The organism is Halanaerobium sp., assembly GCF_003070835.1.
Window position 1 is genome coordinate 25,064 of sequence record NZ_QBLR01000008.1, and the last position, 16,558, is coordinate 41,621.

The following is a 16,558-nucleotide window of genomic DNA, read 5'->3' on the forward strand; positions in this document are numbered from 1 at the left end:
TTAATATATATTATGTTAAAAAAAACTAAACAAAGAGTGGTGGAAATATGGCGAACAACGAAAGTGGAATGAAACTTGGAGAACTTTTAGTATATTCTGGGAAAATTACTCAAAAGCAGCTTTATCAAGCTTTAGAGACCCAGAAACAGTCGGGGAAAAAGCTTGGAGAGATAATTATAGACAACGGTTGGGCTTCAGAAAATGAAGTTATGGACGTATTAGAAGACCAAATGGGTATAGAAAGTTTTAATATGAAAGAAGAAGTTATTGAACCGGAAATTCCAAGACTAATAACTGAAAATTTAGCTAGAAGATACACGGTCCTTCCGGTTAAAATAGTAGACAATAAGTTAAAAGTAGCAATGTATGACCCTTTAAATATATTTGCTATAGAAGATATAGAAATAGCTACAGGATTAAAAATAAAACCTGTCCTAGCTCCTAAAAAAGATATTATGGGAGCAATAGATCAGTACTTTGGCAAGCAAACGGCGGAAAAGGCAGTTGAAGACTTTGTTAAGCAGTATAATGAAGGAAGAGAAACAAGTCTTGATGAAGAAACTTTAGAAGCAATAAAAAATGCACCGGTAGTAAGGCTTGTAAATTCAATTATAAAGCAGGCTCTTAAATCAAGAGCTAGTGATATACATATAGAACCCTTAGAAGATACTCTTAGAATAAGATTTAGGATAGACGGTCAACTTCAGGAAATCATGTCACCATCTAAAAATACCCTTTCAGCTATAGTTACAAGGATAAAAATTATAGCAGGACTGAATATAGCAGAAAAAAGGCAACCTCAAGATGGTAGAGTACAGATGGAAATCGATGGTAGAAATATAGACCTTCGTATATCTATATTACCAACTGTACATGGGGAAAAGATAGTTATAAGACTACTAGACAGTGCAAATGCACTTCTTACTAAGGAACAGCTTGGATTTACAGAAGAAAACCTTAAACTATTTAACAGCATACTTGATATTCCTAACGGTATTATCCTGGTAACAGGACCTACAGGAAGTGGTAAATCTACAACCCTATACTCAATTCTTAACGATTTTAACACTATAAATACAAACATAGTTACAGTAGAAGACCCAGTAGAGTATAAATTGGACGGCGTAAACCAGGTACAGGTGAATATAAAGGCAAAATTAACTTTTGCAAACGGTCTTAGATCTATACTTAGACAGGATCCAGATATTATCATGATTGGTGAAATAAGAGATGCAGAGACGGCAGAAATAGCTGTAAGAGCAGCAATTACGGGACATATAGTTCTGAGTACCATCCACACCAACGACGCCCCATCGACCATTATGAGACTGGTTGATATGGGAATCAAGCCTTTTCTTATCGCCACCTCAGTAAAGGGTATAGTAGCCCAGCGTCTTGCTAGGGAAATATGTAATGGCTGTAAAACTTCTTATACTATTACACCAGAAGAAAAGGATATCCTGGGAGTAGATGAAGATATCATCTTATATAAAGGAGAAGGATGCCAAAAGTGCTACAATACAGGATATAAAGGCAGAACAGCAGTAAATGAAATTATGAAAGTAACTGGAACGATAAGAAGCCTAGTAGACAAGGATGCCACTACTGATGAAATTAGGGAAGCTGCTTTGAAAGAAGGTATGGTTTCATTAAGAGAAAACTGTAGACAACTAGTACTAAAAGGAGTTACTACAGTTGAGGAAATGCTTAGAGTTGCTTACACTTTAGATTAAATAAGGAGGGGTATTGTGAGTATAGATATAATTAATTATCTGAGGCGTATCATAGAAATAGGCGCATCAGACCTTCACGTTACTGTTGGTCACTATATATCAATGAGGATAGACGGTAAACTTGAGATAGTAGGGGATAGGAAATTAACTCCAGAAGACACTTATGACATTTCTAAACAACTACTAGATGAAAAGCAGATGGAAGCCCTTAAAGAAAAAGGTGATATAGACTTCTCCTTCGCTATAAAAGGAGTAGGTAGGTTTAGGATAAATGCCTTCAAGCAAAGAGGAAGCCATAGCTTAGCTATAAGAGCTGTAAGTTTAAATATTCCAAGTTTAGAAGACTTAAAATTACCTAAAATACTTAAAGACCTTACCCAGAAAAAAAGAGGCATGATTATTTTCGCTGGACCTACTGGAAGCGGTAAGTCTACTTCCCTAGCTTCAATGATAGACATAATTAATAGACAAAGAAGTGAACACATATTAACTTTGGAAGATCCGATAGAGTACCTACATAAACACAATAAATGCATGGTTAACCAGAGGGAGTATGGTTCAGATTTTAAAAGTTTTCCCCAAGGTCTTAGAGCATCATTAAGACAGGATCCGGATATCATACTACTTGGTGAAATGAGAGATTTGGAATCTGTAGAAATAGCCTTGACAGCAGCAGAAACGGGACACTTACTTTTCTCCACCCTGCATACTATAGGAGCAGCAGCTACCATAGATAGGATTATTGACGTATTTCCACCCCACCAGCAGCAGCAGGTATCAGTACAGCTGGCTAACGTACTGGTAGCAGTAGTATCCCAGCAGCTTATGGTAAAAAAAGAAGGTGGAAGGGTAGTAGCTACAGAAGTTATGATAACTACTCCAGCCATTAAAAACCTAATAAGAGAGAAGAAAACCCACCAGATTCAAAATGCTATACAGACGGGAACAAAATATGGAATGCACACTATGGATAACGACCTGCTCAGACTATACAGAAACAACACCATATCAAAAGAAACCGTATTACAGTATGGTATAGATTTAGAATATCTAAAAAGATATCTTATATAGGGGGAATATAAATGCCTAACTTTAACTATACTGCTTTAAACCAAGCAGGTAAAAAAATACATGGAAACCATAATGCATCTTCAATTACTGAAGTAATTGAAATGTTAAAAAGGAAAAACTATATCCCTATTGAAATAAATCAAAATAAATCAAAATCTAGAGACATTTCAATTTTTGATAGTTTTTCTAGAGTTACTACAAAAGATCTTGCGGTATTTTGCAGGCAGTTTCAGGTTATGTTAAATGCTGGTGTTCCTATAGTAAACTCATTGGATATATTAAAACATCAAACGGAAAAGAAAAAATTTGTAGAAATAATAGAAGACCTATACGAACAGGTACAGAAGGGCTCAACTTTTTCGGAAGCCCTATTAAACCATAAAAATGTTTTTCCTGAGATTATGATAAGCATGGTAGAAGCTGGAGAAGTTTCAGGAAATCTTGATATTATCATGGAAAGATTATCGGTACACTTCGAAAAAGAATTTAAAATTGAAAACAAGGTTAAAGGTGCTATGATATACCCTATTATTTTACTTATAGCAGTAATATCAGTAGTGTCATTTTTATTAGTATTTGTAATGCCAACCTTTATAGGTATGTTTGAAGGTTCGGGGGTGGAACTACCAAAATTAACCCAGGTACTTTTAAGTATAAGTGATTTCTTAAGGAGTAAATGGTATGTAGTATTTGGTGCTATAGCACTTGTAGTAATCATATATAAAAGACTTATGAAGGAAGAGAACTTAAGAATAAAGAGAGACAAGTTAAAATTAAGATTACCTATAATAAAGAATGTACAGATAAAAGTAGCTTCTTCCAGATTTACCAGGACATTATCTACCCTTATAAGCAGTGGTGTAGAGCTAATGAAATCCATAGAAATAGTAAGCAGGGTAACGGGAAATGCATATATCGCTACAACATTAGTCGAGGTAAAAGAAGACCTGAGAAAGGGTGGCACTTTATCTGAACCCTTGGAAAGACGTGGAATTTTTCCACCTATGATACCGGCTATGGTAAATATAGGAGAAGAATCTGGGGCTATAGATGAAGTTCTGGATAAAACTGCCAACTTTTACGATGAAGAAGTTGAAACGGCTATAAATAAGATGACTACAATGCTAGAGCCAATAATGATTGTTATTATGGCTGTAGTAGTAGGATTTGTAGTTATTGCCATGATGCTGCCTATGTTTGATATGTTTCAAACAGTGCAATAAAATACATAAATTTACTTTACTCACTGATATCAGTGTGGTATAATGAATACTATAAAGAATCTAACCCTAAAAGGGGTAGAAATATATTAAAAGGGAAACATAAGGAGGATAACAAAATGTTTAAATTTGTAAACAAAAGATTAAGAAACAGGAAAGGGTTCACCCTTATTGAACTGATTGTTGTTATTGCTATTTTGGGGATTTTGGCAGCGATAGCTGTACCTAGATTGGGTGGGTTTCAAGAAAATGCAAGAATAGCTGCTGACGAAGCAACTGCTGCTACCATTGCAAAAGCTGTAGAAATGTACAATGCCTCAAATAATACGAAATTAGCTGCATCTGCAGTTACAGCGACAGCGACAGTAACTGCAATAGGTAGTATGGTTGATACTACAGAATTATTCACATCAACTTTATATGGAAGTACTGCAGCAATTGGTGTTCCTAAGTTTAGATATAACGCTACTACTGGTGTAGTCGAAGTTACTAATTCGGCTGAACCAGCAGTTTTGGTTTATCCACAACCATAGTAATAATAAGGTTGACAGTTACTATAAGAGTACTAGGTGCCAAGTGGTACAAGGTGCCTGGCACCACCCGGTGTTTAAGTATTTGGGGTAGGACTATGGGTACCAGATACGACAATAGGTACCACGTACCACCCCGGCGGTAACGGCGGTAACTTTTTGAAGAATGCAGTGATTTGAATGTTTTGGGGCGCTGTATTTTGAATTGGGTTAGAAAACGTACCTGGGACAATGGGTACCACATACCACCCCGGCGGTAACGGCAGCACAAGACAAGGGGGACAGGAACTTTGTCTCATGGAAAAATGAATTAGTGGGCTGTAATTTACAAAATTGAATTAAAACTAACACTAACACAGAGGCTTAGGATCATTTGATTCTGAGCCTTTGGTTATATTGTGGGCCTTTGGTTATTTGGGGTTGTGGTATACTGGAAATAAATTCAGATTCTCAATTTAATATGGAGGTGTGTAAATGTCCATAGTCAAAATCTTAAGAGAAAAAGGTGACAAACATTTCAATATAGAAAAATATCCGCTTGAGGATTTATCTTCATCACATACGATTCTATTCTTGATTGATCATATGGAAATTATTTCTGACTACTTCACAGAGCATAGATTAGAGAGTCTTAGCAACGAGGATAAATACTACGACTTTTTATTCCTTCAATTCATCGAGAAATTTGAAACTGATATAGAACACATACCAAGTGAGTACGGCACGCAACTAAAAGAACTGGTGTACTTTGCAAAAAATGAGAAGGCACAAATAAATAATGGAGATATAATCAAATGCATCAAGGAGAATTATAAGTCAATTTTCAAGGCTGCTGATGATCACTATGATTCTGGTCTAAGAGATGAAACTCTCAATTATTTAATCTGTTTCAATTCTGGATTTAGGGATTGTGGAGTTTTTGAGTATCTGATAAAACACTACACATATTACGCGCTGGATAATCTAGAAAGATTACTTAGTATTTTTAAGCAGAATGGTAATCGTCTAGTGCGTCTGTTGATGATAGAACAAATACACAGAATATTGGACGTAAGGTTTGGGATGATATGTGAAGCGATAGTAGGAATCCATAATCGCGGAATTATTGATATCGCAGTGGAAAGTGCAAGGATTGTCTATAATAAGATAATTGAAAGAAATAAATCAGGTGAAGATGCTTTTTCCTTGCAGATTGACTTGAATTTAGCATATAAAACTCTATACCATTTGAAGATGGAGGAAGCTAAACAATTACTGTCACTAAAAAGAGAAATAGATAAAAGAGTAAACGGATGGATTGAAAATGATGGACAAGTATTCGAGTTCGAAATACCAATCGGAGAGTACAGGAGATATCTCGAAGAATATGATGCGCCACCTTTTTATAAATACCTTGCTTTGACACATGACATAAATAATGAAACAAAATTATGGAAATCCCACATTGATTCACTATCTGAAGACAAGCAAGTTTCCCTTATGGACCTTGTAGCAACAGCACAAGGAACTAACTCATATTTTACATTGAGTAAAAAAATGTCTTTTGATATTTATATAACCAACTATTCTCTTCAATTAATCAATTGGTTTTCGATTCCAAAATTTGAAGATGAATTTAGGGAATTTTTTAAGTCAAATGTGGATTATATTTTTGAAGTATTAAACCATGATATTAGTTTTGAAGGACTGGATGAAAATATAAAAAATTTCCTGGATTTAGTCTCTGGAGCTATTAGCGAGCGCGAACATGGTATAGCACTATTCAATAAGACTATGTTCTTGATATCATTCCTAGAGAAAACATTGAGGTTGATATACTTATCGGTAGATACCAAAATATTCTTTGAGAAAAATATAACTCTTGGATCAATATTTGGATCAAATAACAATTTAAATCCTGTCATGTTAAGACTTCTTGGGGAACATCAACTCAGATGGACAAGATACTATCTATTAAAAGATGATGATGAAGTTGGTCTTGAGTACAGAAATAGAATAGCTCATCTAAGAGATGTTAAACCAAATAATTTTACTACAAACGAGTTTTTAAGTATTGTATGGATTGTTTTATCAACTTTAAATACAGTATTTGTTAATCTCATTAATGATGAGGATTTGGAAGAGTACATTATGAATGCAAGGAAGGATGAAGTGGATGGTGAATATTCAGTTTAGAGCTTATTTTTCAATTCAACATCTTAAGTCGGCTTATCTTTTGGGTATAGAAAGCAAAAAATTGGAAGAATTAGATTTAACGAATATATGTGGTTCAGAAAAAAACGACCTGATTTCAAGGAATCTAGCATTTGTTACAGGTTCGCTATTTGCATCAGTATCATTCTTGGAAGCAACTATCAGAGAAGTAATTTGTGATATTATAGATACGAAAGATAGAACATTATATATCCCTACTAAAGACAGAGATAGTGTCGTAGTAGATTGGAATAAAAAGAGTAGAGATAGTCTGGAGAGATTGTCTATTTTAAATAAATATCAGAGGACATTAAGTATACTTAATAAAGTCACATTCGATAGTGGCTCAGAGATTTTTATTGATCTCATAAATGTCATTGAAGTTAGAAATGCATTAATACACTATAACCCAGAAGATTATTCCATTCACTCTCCTTTTGTAAGTGAAATCAATAACCAGCATGCACTGACAGAATATCTTGATGGGAAGTTTGAACACTCAGTATTCTTTGAGAGAACAGGCAATCCTTTTTTTCCTGACAAGTGTTTAGGAGATGGATTTTCAAGATGGACATTAGAGAACTCCATAAAATTTGTAAATGAATTCCACAATAAAATTGGGTTAAAGCCAATCTATAAACATATAACTGAAGACATTAAGCTTTGAAAATAAGATAATTGTATTAATTCCTTTTTTATTGACCGCTCAAATTTGAGCCACCAATATTGACCTAGGGGCGGTCAAATCCCTACAACCCTTCCAAATGGTGACCGCGTCAGGGTCACGTGTGAAAAATCGCGAAATTCGATAGGGGGGATACCCCAAGAGCGCTTTAATAATAGCCACAAGGTTGTAATGTGCTGAAAATAGCGCATTATCAAGCCCTGAGGCTATTTTTGTTTCGTCCAAATGGTTCTAAAATTGCATAATTATAATGCAGAAAAAGCCATAAAATATGTATAAATAACTTGCTAAAATACCCTGTTTGAGTGATTAATGTAATAGGGAATTTTTAAGGAGGTACAAGATGCGAGCATTATTTGGAAGGAAAATCGAGAACATTGTGGACTTAAGAGAGGACAGGAAAGGATGGTGTCAAATGGAACTCAATTACAACGTCAAAGGTGAGAGACGAAAGCAGCTGGTGAAGGCTTTAGAAGAAATTATCGGTACCAAATCAGAGTACATGGGCGTACCGACATTTGCCTATCGTATAGGTAGGGTTATGGTGGACAGGGCTGGAACGGTCACCAACGAAGGTACATCTATAGAGGTGTTTAAGAATGCTGCCATAGCTCTTAGCTTAAGAGGTTTTCAACCAGAGGGCGGTCTTGAGCAAGCTGGTATAAGAGTTAAAGGGGAGAAAGTGACAATCGCAGATGCAGCAGCTGCAGATTCTAATAAAGTGACTCTTTTGGAAATCCAGATGCCCAGAGACATGTTTACTGAAAAGGGGCTTGAGAACCTGAAAAGGATCGTCCATGCCAAAGGCGATCTTATTAAGAAGGCCATCGGTACTGATGACTTACCTTTGAATTTCGAAGAAGATACCATCGGCTTTCCTTGGTTTCCTCTTAAGGGTGATGCAGATGAAGTAGCTCACCACGAAAAATTCATCGAAGCACTCTGCCGCATGGCCATCAATCAAAAGCGGGTAACTGCCAAAGCGGTAAAAAGCGAAAACGAGAAGTACGACTTCAGGTGCTTTCTTTTAAGGCTTGGCTTCATAGGGGATGACCACAAGACTTTCAGACGCTACTATCTGAGGAACCTTTCAGGGAACGCGGCCTTTAAGCGTGTGGAGTCATGAGTCTGGATAAGCTCAAAGTCTAAAAAGAAAAACGGATAGATGGGTTGTAGGGTCCACAGGTCTATCCGTTTTGCCATTTCAGTTATCTAAAACGTCCATATTTGGTTTATAAGGTGTGCAGGTCATCGTTTCGCCTGATGTAAATGGTATTAGCTGCTAAGTGGGTTTTGCCATTTTCGCTCGGCGCAGTAGTTGGTCATGTCCCTTAGAGTTTTGAAATAATGGCCGCTGCCTCTGTACTGAAGGCACCAGAGGTCTCTCGCTTCAGAACGCTTATCACGCATCACGATGACCGGGTAGAAGTGTTCTAAACTCATCACGCGGATGATGTCAAAGTGCTCTGTATCAAGACCGGCTTTTATGCTTCTAGGGATTTTTTGCATGTGTTTCAGCTCCTTTCCTATTCCCTCGTTTGAATCTGCGTTTTTTTACACGAAGCCCCAGCCCGCTGTCCGTATTGAAAAGGACCAGGGATAAACATAGCCCTACGCCATTCTAATTAGCTTTACAGCCTCTGGTACTATTAACTTTCCATCAAGCCTTTCAAATCCTAAAAATCCAGTTTCATAGTTGACAGCGTATAACTCTGTTAACCTGGAGATTGTAAGGGGCTGACGTTGTATGATCCAGTAGAAGCTAAAGTCTCCAAAGGCAATGGGTGATTTACCAGTCTCGATACTAGGCATATAGTTTGAGTAATAAACAGGCTTACCTAGGATGGTATCATCCACACTATTGTAAAGATAGTTACCGTTAGCATCCTTTAAGGTTCTAAGGTAAAAAGCTGTTTCATCATTCATAAGCCATACAGCATTTCTTCTGTGTTCAGGCTTTAGAGAGAAGTATAGCTTGATTACATCATCATAGCTTAGATCAACACCTTCCTCTGTGGTTACGCTAACTTCTCCGCCACCTGTGGCATGTAATATCCCAGTAGGAGCATCAATGCCTGTACCATTTATAAAGGCATCCTCTTCAGCTCTGCCAAATCTTCTGGAAAACTCGTTCTCAAGATAAGCTTCAATGTTGAAGTTGTTATCACCTACAAAGCTATTCTTGATCTTTGATATGGCAGCCAGTTTATAGGAATTTGCTGATATTTGTTTAAACCCATCTGCGCTTTCCGGTATGGCTGTCATTTCCTTTAGCCACTGGGCACTGCCTATGGAAGTAATGACATTAATGGTTCCTTCGTTGGTAGAAGAGTCAATGGTAGTGGCTAATCTTCTAAAGACATTTTCCTTCTCTAGGGTCTTAAGGTACTTCTCATTGAATTCGCTGGGAACAACATATCCTGAAGAATTTCCTCCTTCACTCATATCAGAGGGTCTGTCGTGTTTTCCCCTCATTGTGTTCCAAAATGCATAGTTGTAAGTTGCAGTAGTTTTCATTTAAAAATCCTCCTTTTATTTTGAGGGCGGTCATTTTTGAGCACCCTGGTAATCAAGTAAATCAAATTGTCTTTCTTGCTCGTTGGTATTTCGTTGCTGTAGTCCTAACTGGCTTAAGCTCGATACCTTAACCAGATAATAATAGATGGCTATCCATTCTGTTTTTCCTCCTTTCTGAGTCGACTAGTCAAATCAGGATAGAGTGGGGGATAGGCTTTATACCTTCCAACCTTCATGTAATAGGGTAGAGAGGCCACTCTAGTGAACACAATTGCCGGTGGTAATGATGATTTATATTTTTGGGGCAGTATGTGGCAGGTTTTTAGGTAAGTTTCTCGCGTGACTAAAGAAATTTAAAACCTACTGAAATTGCTGCCACAAGCTGCCCCATTGTGGATTTAGTCAAGGAATTCAATTCCTCTTAGGAGCTTATAACCAACAAAGACAGTGGTTTTCTCGCCACCGCTTCTTGGTCTTTTCCTTACGATCTCTCCCACATTGGAAAGGGCTGCCTTGAAGTTTCTGGCATTTTCTGCGTAGTAGCCATTTTCCCTGCACCAGCTCTGGTAGGCAAAGTATATGTCAGAGGTTCTCTCCTCACAGCTGCCATCTTCAATCAGGCGTTCTTCTATGAAGAGTCCAACCTTGTCATTCTCCCTGTGATAGGCAAGAGTAGCATCCTGTACAGACTTTGGCATATCAAGACCAGTCTTACAAAGCTTCTCATAGCCCTCAAGGACCCAGTTGAGAATGCCGCTGAGGTTTTCCTTCTTAAAGAACTCATGCTTGAGATTGTGGTCCCTCTCATGAGCTTTAAAGTGCCTTTCAAAAGGGATGATCTTAACGCGTCCACTGGTGAGAAGGGTTAAGTCTGTCACCGTTGGCAGGTGATTGGTGTTGGTGAAGATTTTAAATTGTGGTTTAAAGTCAAAGCTATTCTCGTGTAGAAATCTCGCATTGACCGTGTCACTCCCTGTCAGCGTCTTAAGAAGCGCAGCGCTGAGGGTCAGTTTCTTATCAGGTTCACTGATATTGACAAATCTTGCACCAGCAAGTCTTGCTACATCCTCTGAGGGTGCAGAGCCATTTCCGTTTGACTTGATTCCTATGGTCTCAGGTCTTGAGGTTCTGCCATAATCACCACAGATACGAAGGAAGGTCTCCATGGAGGTACCCTTGCCATTACGGGTAGTGGCACCAAAGAGGATGAACATGGCTTCATATCTTGTATCACCAGTAAGGGAATAGCCAAGGCTCTTTTGAAAGAAGTCTGCCTTTTCCTTATCTCCACTCATGACCTCATCAATAAACTTCTCCCATCTGGGACACTTGGCGGATGGATCATAATGGGCACCTGCTATTTTGGTAATGTAGTCCTCAGCCCTGTGGTCATAAAACTCACCTGTCTTAAGATGGAGAGTCCCATTTTGGCAGTTCAGTAGATAGATGTCTTTATCAAAGGCGCTGATGGAGAGGGGATGAACATCCTGGGCATCCTTTAGAATGGTTTCTCTTAGCCTTCTGGATTGCCACTTGGATACAAACTCGATGTATTGCTTTCTAAGCTGCTCTTCCTCAATGGAGAGGGCATATATCATAAGTTTATTGGCCAGTTTCTTACAAAGGTTCATGACCTTTAGGTTTCCAGTATCTGCTCGCCAGGCCCTGCCATCATAGACAAACCATTTCTTTCTCTCAGTGACATATCTGGCAATGCCGATGTAATGGTCTGCAAAGAGATTGCTGTTACCAATGTCGTTCCATCCGTAGCGCGGATTGCTGTGGGGGGATAATTCTACCAGGGGCTTGCAGCCTGGAACGTCAAAGTCCGATTCTATGGCAGAGAGCCTTCCCAGGGGGCTGTAGACTTCTGACACGCTCTCAGCGGCTTTTTCCAGGGTGATCTGACCATAGGTAGACCCGCTTTGTACCCTATCCCATTTATCCCTATAAAGACTACTTAGGCGAAATAGTCTGTCCATTTGGTTTAAGTCCCTACCACACCAGAAGGCCAGGTGGGTACAAAGGCCAAGGTCTGCTTCACTATGGGATTTGCCTTCAGGAATTTCACCAGCCCAGAGTCTATTAAACTCATCATGGTTTTTAGCCCCAGTTGCCTTTTTAAGCACCTCTTCATCAGAGAGGTAGGAGAAGGGAGGCTTGATGTTTTTATTCTTCTTTTTCTTCTTAGGTCTTAGCATAAAGCGGTCAAGAAGTATCTGCAGCTTATCCTTTGCATCAAGAATATCCCCCTTCTGAAACACATTACAAGTTATGGTTACAAACTTATTTGTAGCACCGCTGACGTAAACCTCCAGGCCAAGGGCCTTGTTATTAATGTAGTACTTCCCGGTATTGTATTTAAAACCTGGGGCCTTAAAGAGAATACGCAGGCCTGTTCCAGAAGGACTGATCTCCATATAAGAGCCATGGAATAATTCCACAATGGTCTTAGCCATAGAGCTAAGGGAGCCATCTTCATTGATACAGTGGTCCACATCAATGGCAGAGAAATCCTCAAAGACACCAATGCCCATTCCATCGTACTGGTTTATTAGTTTTAGAACTGAAGCAAGATCACTAAAGGTCTTTATATTATTTGGCTGAGCACGTCTTCCATTTATTTGATAGGGAACCTTCGTAGGTTTGTCCTGACCATTTCTTTCCTCGTACTTCCAAAGACAGTACTTTCCATTCTCTTTTAAGTCCTTAGGCAGATTGTCATATTGCATAGGGGATTCACCTCCTTCCTGGGGCTGGGTTTCTAATTTTAACTACTATAGGGTATGGTTTTATGTCTAGAGAGGTGATGAAATACATCTTTAGTCCTCATCTTCAAAGAGTTCTTCAGCGCATTCGCTGCAGAAATATCCTGAGTAGACGGAATCCATTTCCGCTGTGTCAATCAAAGTGGATATGAAGTTACCCAGATCTGTTACACAAAGCTTGCCACAGTTGTTACATTCCATTTGTATCTGCATCCTGTTCACCTCCTTTAGGTCTTTCAGAGCCATCCAACTGGCTAAGCAGCTCCAGTAGCTTGTCATAGTTGATAAACGCCTTTTTCCCTACATAGATAGCAGGGAGCTTACCATCCTTTAAAAGAAGCCTTATGGCATGTTCAGGCAGAATGCCTTTCTTGGCTATTTCCCTTACAGTAAGCATTGTGGGTTTGTTCTCTTTCAATTTATCCACTCCTTTCAATAAATTATAGTTTTGGTTTTCCCAGCCTTATAAGAAAGCTTCTAGTCCAGGCAGGGAACTCACAGTACAGAAAGATAAGAGAAGATGGGTAATCATTCCCATCAACAATCTCTCATAAAGTGAGATTTCTAATTTAATAATACAACATTGAGTGAGAGGCGTCAATGCTAAAAGTCACACAAAGTAAGATTAAATTAAAATAACTTAAAATAAATCTCACATTATGTTTGACAATACTCACTGATGGTGATATTATTAACTCAAGAAAGACAACAATACTAAATGAGGTGAGATGATGTTTGCTGAAAGATTAAAAGTATTAAGGGCGGAAAAGGGATTAACCCAGGTGGAGCTGGCAGATATGCTGGGAGTATCCAAAGGAACTGTAGGTATGTGGGAAACAGGAAAGAGAATGCCTAGTTTTGAGACCCTAGATGAACTGACAAGTATATTTGATAGGAGAATGGACTACATCCTTGGGTACTCCAATGACACCACTTCTCCAAACCCTACAGAGGAAGACATTGAGCAGCTTGGCACTTGGCTTGTGGAGGATGATTACACTGAAATTGTCTATTCCTTTCTAAGGCTTGATCATTATGGTCAGGAGGCAGTGGAGAGTCTTATAAGGGCAGAGACAAGAAGGTGCAAGGACCAGGGAACCCTTAAATCAAGGGATGAATTCCAGGCTCTGGTTAAGGTGAATGTAGTGGTGGAAGAGGAATAGGAGAGGTTTGGAAGCTGCTTTAATCTGCAGCTTCTTCTCTCTTTTAGGTGCTATTAAAATCATATCAAAACCCCTTATAAAGCTTGATATTATGCGGGTTTAGAGGTAATATGTGACACTAATAGGAGGAGAGTTTCTACCTATGATAATAGAAAATTTTTGGAAAGGAGTGGTTAGGATGCTACTAGGTGAAGCCTGTGAAAGGTTTAATGACTATTTGGAAAGTATCGATAGAAGTCCAATGACCATAGAGCGCTATTCAAGGGACATGATCTTCATTAGAAAGTACCTGGAAGAGAAAGCTAATGGACCTGTATTTGTGGATGAAATCACAGAAAAGGATCTGGAAGACTTTATGAAATACCTAAAAGATGTAAGGCAGTTTGCTCCAAGCAGTAGGAGCAGGTACTTTTACACCTTAAGAAGCTTTTATAAGTTTGCGACAAAGAAGGATATCGTAGAGAAGGATATTGCAGCAAAACTGGACACCATAAAGATGCCACAGAAGGAAAGGGTCTACCTGACAGAAGAAGAGGTGGTGCAGGTAGCAGATGCGATTGACATCTACCTGATTAAGCTTATTGTGTTATTTCTTTTTAACACAGGCTTAAGGATTTCAGAATGCAGAGATTTAAAACTTGAAGATGTGGATTTGGAGAAGAGGATCGTTTATGTAATAGAAGGGAAGAACAAGAAGGATAGGGTGGTTCCAATAAACAACAACCTTTATGAACTCTTAGTTGACTATATTGAAAACCATAGAGATGCACCAGAATCCGACTACTTCTTTGCAACAAGCCAATCTGGTAAAGGGAGCATTTCCTATCCCCACATTAGCCTTACCTTAAGGGAGGCTGCACAGAAGGCTGGAATAAAGAAGCAGGTGACTTGCCATATATTAAGGCACTCTTTTGCTTCAGCCCTTGTGAAAAAGAAAGTGGGCCTTGTGGAGATTCAAAAGCTCTTAGGGCATTCTAACCTGACGGTGACATCCATTTACACCCACACCAGCATGGATGCCCTGTCAGAAGCGGTGAATACACTAAACTAAGAAGAAGGGAGGAAGGACATGGCGCTTATAGAATGCAAGGAACCGGTATTTGATAGAAAGGTAAACAAGGTTCTGGAACTATTGGAGAAAGGAAAAGACAAAGAGACCATAGCAGAGGACTTAGGCTATACCAATCCCATATCCCTTGACAATTACATGAGAAGAAGAAACTTTGCATGGGAGTCCAGACAGAAAAAATATGTACCAGCTTCTGAAAAATATTCAGCCCAGGGCAGGAATAATATACTCAAACTAAAGGGAATATCCAAAGCTGCACTTGTTATTTCACTCTTTACAGAAGATGGAGCAGATCCAAGGGATATTGCAGAACAAACTGGATTTGTAAGCCACAATGACATGGCAGTCTATATGAAAAGAAAAGGCTATGAGTGGGATACAAAAAAGGCAAACTACGTGAAGGCAGAAATTGAAGATGAAGACAGTGAATCAAATATAAGCCAGATTAATGTTGGGTCAGAAGCAATGGAAGAAATTCTAAGAGAAATACTTCAGGGGATAAATGACTTAAAGGGTGGAAGAAAGAAGGGAAAAGGTAAGAAGGAGATTGGTGATGTGGCTTCAGAGATACCCAGGTACTTTCTTACTGGGGGCTATGGCACCAAGGCAGTGAGGATGAACTTAGTGCTTGACCACATGATCACAGCATTTAGCAAGGAGAAGTATATTTCCCAAAGAGAGATAGTGGAAGTAGCCATTGTGGAATTCTTTCTGAAATATGGGAAACCAGGACTCATCCAGGAGTTTCTGGATTAAAACTTAAAAGGAAATGAAAGGGGCTAAATCTTCTAATAAGTGGATTTAGCTCTTATTTGTTATGTTATAGTTCAAAGGGAAGAATTATAAGAAAAGTGACCGAATAGGAATCGGAAAAATGACCGAATGAAAATAGAAAAAGTGACCGAATAGGAATTGCAAAAATGACCGATTAGCTTTATAATGTAGTAGAGGTGAAATATAATGAGGAATCAAGATTATTTACCAAGAATCATTGATAAGGCTGTAGAAAGTCATTTAAAGACATTTGGAGCGGTTTGCATTGAAGGAGCTAAATGGTGTGGGAAAACCTGGACTGCGAATATCCACAGCAATAGCAGCATATATCTAGGAGATCCTGCTGGAAATTTCCAGAATAAGTCATTGGCAAAAATTGATCCCAAACTGGTATTAGAAGGTGATTCACCCAGGTTAATTGATGAATGGCAGGAAGTTCCTGAACTATGGGATGCAGTAAGATTTGAGGTGGACCAAAGAGGTAGGAAGGGGCAATTCATTTTAACAGGCTCTGCTACTCCTGCCCAGAAAGGAATACTACACAGTGGAGCAGGTAGGATATCTACCTTAAGAATGAGGCCTATGTCTTTATATGAGTCCAAAGATTCATCTGGCCAGATTTCCTTTCAAGATATTTGCAATGGGAGCTACAAGAACATTGGGGTTGATGAGGCAAGCATAGACACAATTATAAAGCTAATAATCAGAGGGGGATGGCCAGGGAGTTTGGGTATTGAAGCATCGGATTATACTACACTTGCAAGAGAATACTTAAATGCAACGATCAATCATGATATCTATAGACTTGAAGGGATTAATAGAAATACAAGAAAAA

The 16,558-nt window shown here is 38.6% G+C and carries 15 protein-coding genes; 11 read left to right on the top strand and 4 right to left on the bottom strand.

Annotated elements, in window-relative coordinates:
* Positions 1 to 47 precede the first annotated feature (47 nt).
* From CI949_RS01975 to CI949_RS02005, 7 genes are all read left to right on the top strand, one after another.
* Entirely contained in the window at positions 48 to 1,733 is a 1,686-nt protein-coding gene (locus CI949_RS01975) for a GspE/PulE family protein (protein WP_290762592.1), read from the top strand.
* Between the two features lie 21 nt (positions 1,734 to 1,754).
* On the top strand, positions 1,755 to 2,804 hold the full coding sequence (locus tag CI949_RS01980; RefSeq protein ID WP_365941421.1) for a type IV pilus twitching motility protein PilT: 1,050 nt from the start codon (positions 1,755 to 1,757) through the stop codon (positions 2,802 to 2,804).
* 11 nt (positions 2,805 to 2,815) lie between these two features.
* A complete protein-coding gene (locus CI949_RS01985; protein ID WP_290762596.1) occupies positions 2,816 to 4,027 on the top strand; it encodes a type II secretion system F family protein in 1,212 nt (403 codons plus the stop codon).
* Between the two features lie 116 nt (positions 4,028 to 4,143).
* Positions 4,144 to 4,557, top strand: a complete 414-nt coding sequence (locus CI949_RS01990; RefSeq protein WP_290762598.1) for a type II secretion system protein — start codon at positions 4,144 to 4,146, stop codon at positions 4,555 to 4,557.
* 471 nt (positions 4,558 to 5,028) lie between these two features.
* Positions 5,029 to 6,729: a hypothetical protein gene (locus tag CI949_RS01995; RefSeq protein WP_290762600.1), complete on the top strand. Its 1,701-nt coding sequence runs from the start codon at positions 5,029 to 5,031 to the stop codon at positions 6,727 to 6,729.
* The gene (locus CI949_RS02000; protein ID WP_290762602.1) at positions 6,710 to 7,414 is read left to right on the top strand and encodes a hypothetical protein; all 705 of its coding nucleotides are present in this window, start codon (positions 6,710 to 6,712) and stop codon (positions 7,412 to 7,414) included. Before CI949_RS01995 ends, CI949_RS02000 begins: the two co-directional genes overlap by 20 nt.
* A 361-nt stretch (positions 7,415 to 7,775) precedes the next feature.
* Complete coding sequence (locus tag CI949_RS02005) at positions 7,776 to 8,558, top strand: virulence protein (RefSeq protein WP_290762603.1); 783 nt, start codon at positions 7,776 to 7,778, stop codon at positions 8,556 to 8,558.
* A gap of 149 nt (positions 8,559 to 8,707) precedes the next feature.
* On the opposite strand, the gene CI949_RS02010 is transcribed toward CI949_RS02005, so the two are convergent.
* The 4 genes from CI949_RS02010 to CI949_RS02025 form a co-directional block, all read right to left on the bottom strand.
* Complete coding sequence (locus CI949_RS02010) at positions 8,708 to 8,941, bottom strand: hypothetical protein (protein ID WP_290762604.1); 234 nt, start codon at positions 8,939 to 8,941, stop codon at positions 8,708 to 8,710.
* A gap of 102 nt (positions 8,942 to 9,043) precedes the next feature.
* Positions 9,044 to 9,949, bottom strand: coding sequence for a phage major capsid protein (locus CI949_RS02015; RefSeq protein ID WP_290762606.1), 906 nt, complete (start codon positions 9,947 to 9,949; stop codon positions 9,044 to 9,046).
* Positions 9,950 to 10,347: 398 nt separating this feature from the next.
* Entirely contained in the window at positions 10,348 to 12,681 is a 2,334-nt protein-coding gene (locus CI949_RS02020) for a phage/plasmid primase, P4 family (protein ID WP_290762607.1), read from the bottom strand.
* 226 nt (positions 12,682 to 12,907) lie between these two features.
* Positions 12,908 to 13,135, bottom strand: coding sequence for a hypothetical protein (locus CI949_RS02025; RefSeq protein WP_290762609.1), 228 nt, complete (start codon positions 13,133 to 13,135; stop codon positions 12,908 to 12,910).
* A 313-nt stretch (positions 13,136 to 13,448) separates the two neighbouring features.
* On the opposite strand from CI949_RS02025, the gene CI949_RS02030 reads away from it, so the two are divergent.
* The 4 genes from CI949_RS02030 to CI949_RS02045 all read left to right on the top strand — a co-directional run.
* Positions 13,449 to 13,880, top strand: a complete 432-nt coding sequence (locus tag CI949_RS02030) for a helix-turn-helix transcriptional regulator (RefSeq protein WP_290762611.1) — start codon at positions 13,449 to 13,451, stop codon at positions 13,878 to 13,880.
* A 142-nt stretch (positions 13,881 to 14,022) separates the two neighbouring features.
* Positions 14,023 to 14,931 carry a tyrosine-type recombinase/integrase gene (locus CI949_RS02035; RefSeq protein ID WP_290762613.1) on the top strand — a complete coding sequence of 303 codons (909 nt, stop codon included), beginning with the start codon at positions 14,023 to 14,025 and terminating at the stop codon, positions 14,929 to 14,931.
* Between the two features lie 18 nt (positions 14,932 to 14,949).
* The gene (locus tag CI949_RS02040; RefSeq protein ID WP_290762615.1) at positions 14,950 to 15,705 is read left to right on the top strand and encodes a hypothetical protein; all 756 of its coding nucleotides are present in this window, start codon (positions 14,950 to 14,952) and stop codon (positions 15,703 to 15,705) included.
* 204 nt (positions 15,706 to 15,909) lie between these two features.
* Positions 15,910 to 16,558 (top strand): ATP-binding protein (locus CI949_RS02045; RefSeq protein WP_290762618.1); only part of this gene is annotated, 649 nt, incomplete at its 3' end.

What these genes read in the sequence shown, in the direction of transcription:
- CI949_RS01990 (WP_290762598.1), top strand. Translation starts at nt 4,144, where the DNA reads ATGTTTAAATTTGTAAACAAAAGATTAAGAAACAGGAAAGGGTTCACC.
- CI949_RS01975 (WP_290762592.1), top strand. Translation starts at nt 48, where the DNA reads ATGGCGAACAACGAAAGTGGAATGAAACTTGGAGAACTTTTAGTATAT.
- CI949_RS02020 (WP_290762607.1), bottom strand. Translation starts at nt 12,681, where the DNA reads ATGCAATATGACAATCTGCCTAAGGACTTAAAAGAGAATGGAAAGTAC.
- CI949_RS02000 (WP_290762602.1), top strand. Translation starts at nt 6,710, where the DNA reads ATGGTGAATATTCAGTTTAGAGCTTATTTTTCAATTCAACATCTTAAG.
- CI949_RS01985 (WP_290762596.1), top strand. Translation starts at nt 2,816, where the DNA reads ATGCCTAACTTTAACTATACTGCTTTAAACCAAGCAGGTAAAAAAATA.
- CI949_RS02035 (WP_290762613.1), top strand. Translation starts at nt 14,023, where the DNA reads ATGATAATAGAAAATTTTTGGAAAGGAGTGGTTAGGATGCTACTAGGT.
- CI949_RS02040 (WP_290762615.1), top strand. Translation starts at nt 14,950, where the DNA reads ATGGCGCTTATAGAATGCAAGGAACCGGTATTTGATAGAAAGGTAAAC.
- CI949_RS02030 (WP_290762611.1), top strand. Translation starts at nt 13,449, where the DNA reads ATGTTTGCTGAAAGATTAAAAGTATTAAGGGCGGAAAAGGGATTAACC.
- CI949_RS01995 (WP_290762600.1), top strand. Translation starts at nt 5,029, where the DNA reads ATGTCCATAGTCAAAATCTTAAGAGAAAAAGGTGACAAACATTTCAAT.
- CI949_RS02005 (WP_290762603.1), top strand. Translation starts at nt 7,776, where the DNA reads ATGCGAGCATTATTTGGAAGGAAAATCGAGAACATTGTGGACTTAAGA.
- CI949_RS02010 (WP_290762604.1), bottom strand. Translation starts at nt 8,941, where the DNA reads ATGCAAAAAATCCCTAGAAGCATAAAAGCCGGTCTTGATACAGAGCAC.
- CI949_RS02015 (WP_290762606.1), bottom strand. Translation starts at nt 9,949, where the DNA reads ATGAAAACTACTGCAACTTACAACTATGCATTTTGGAACACAATGAGG.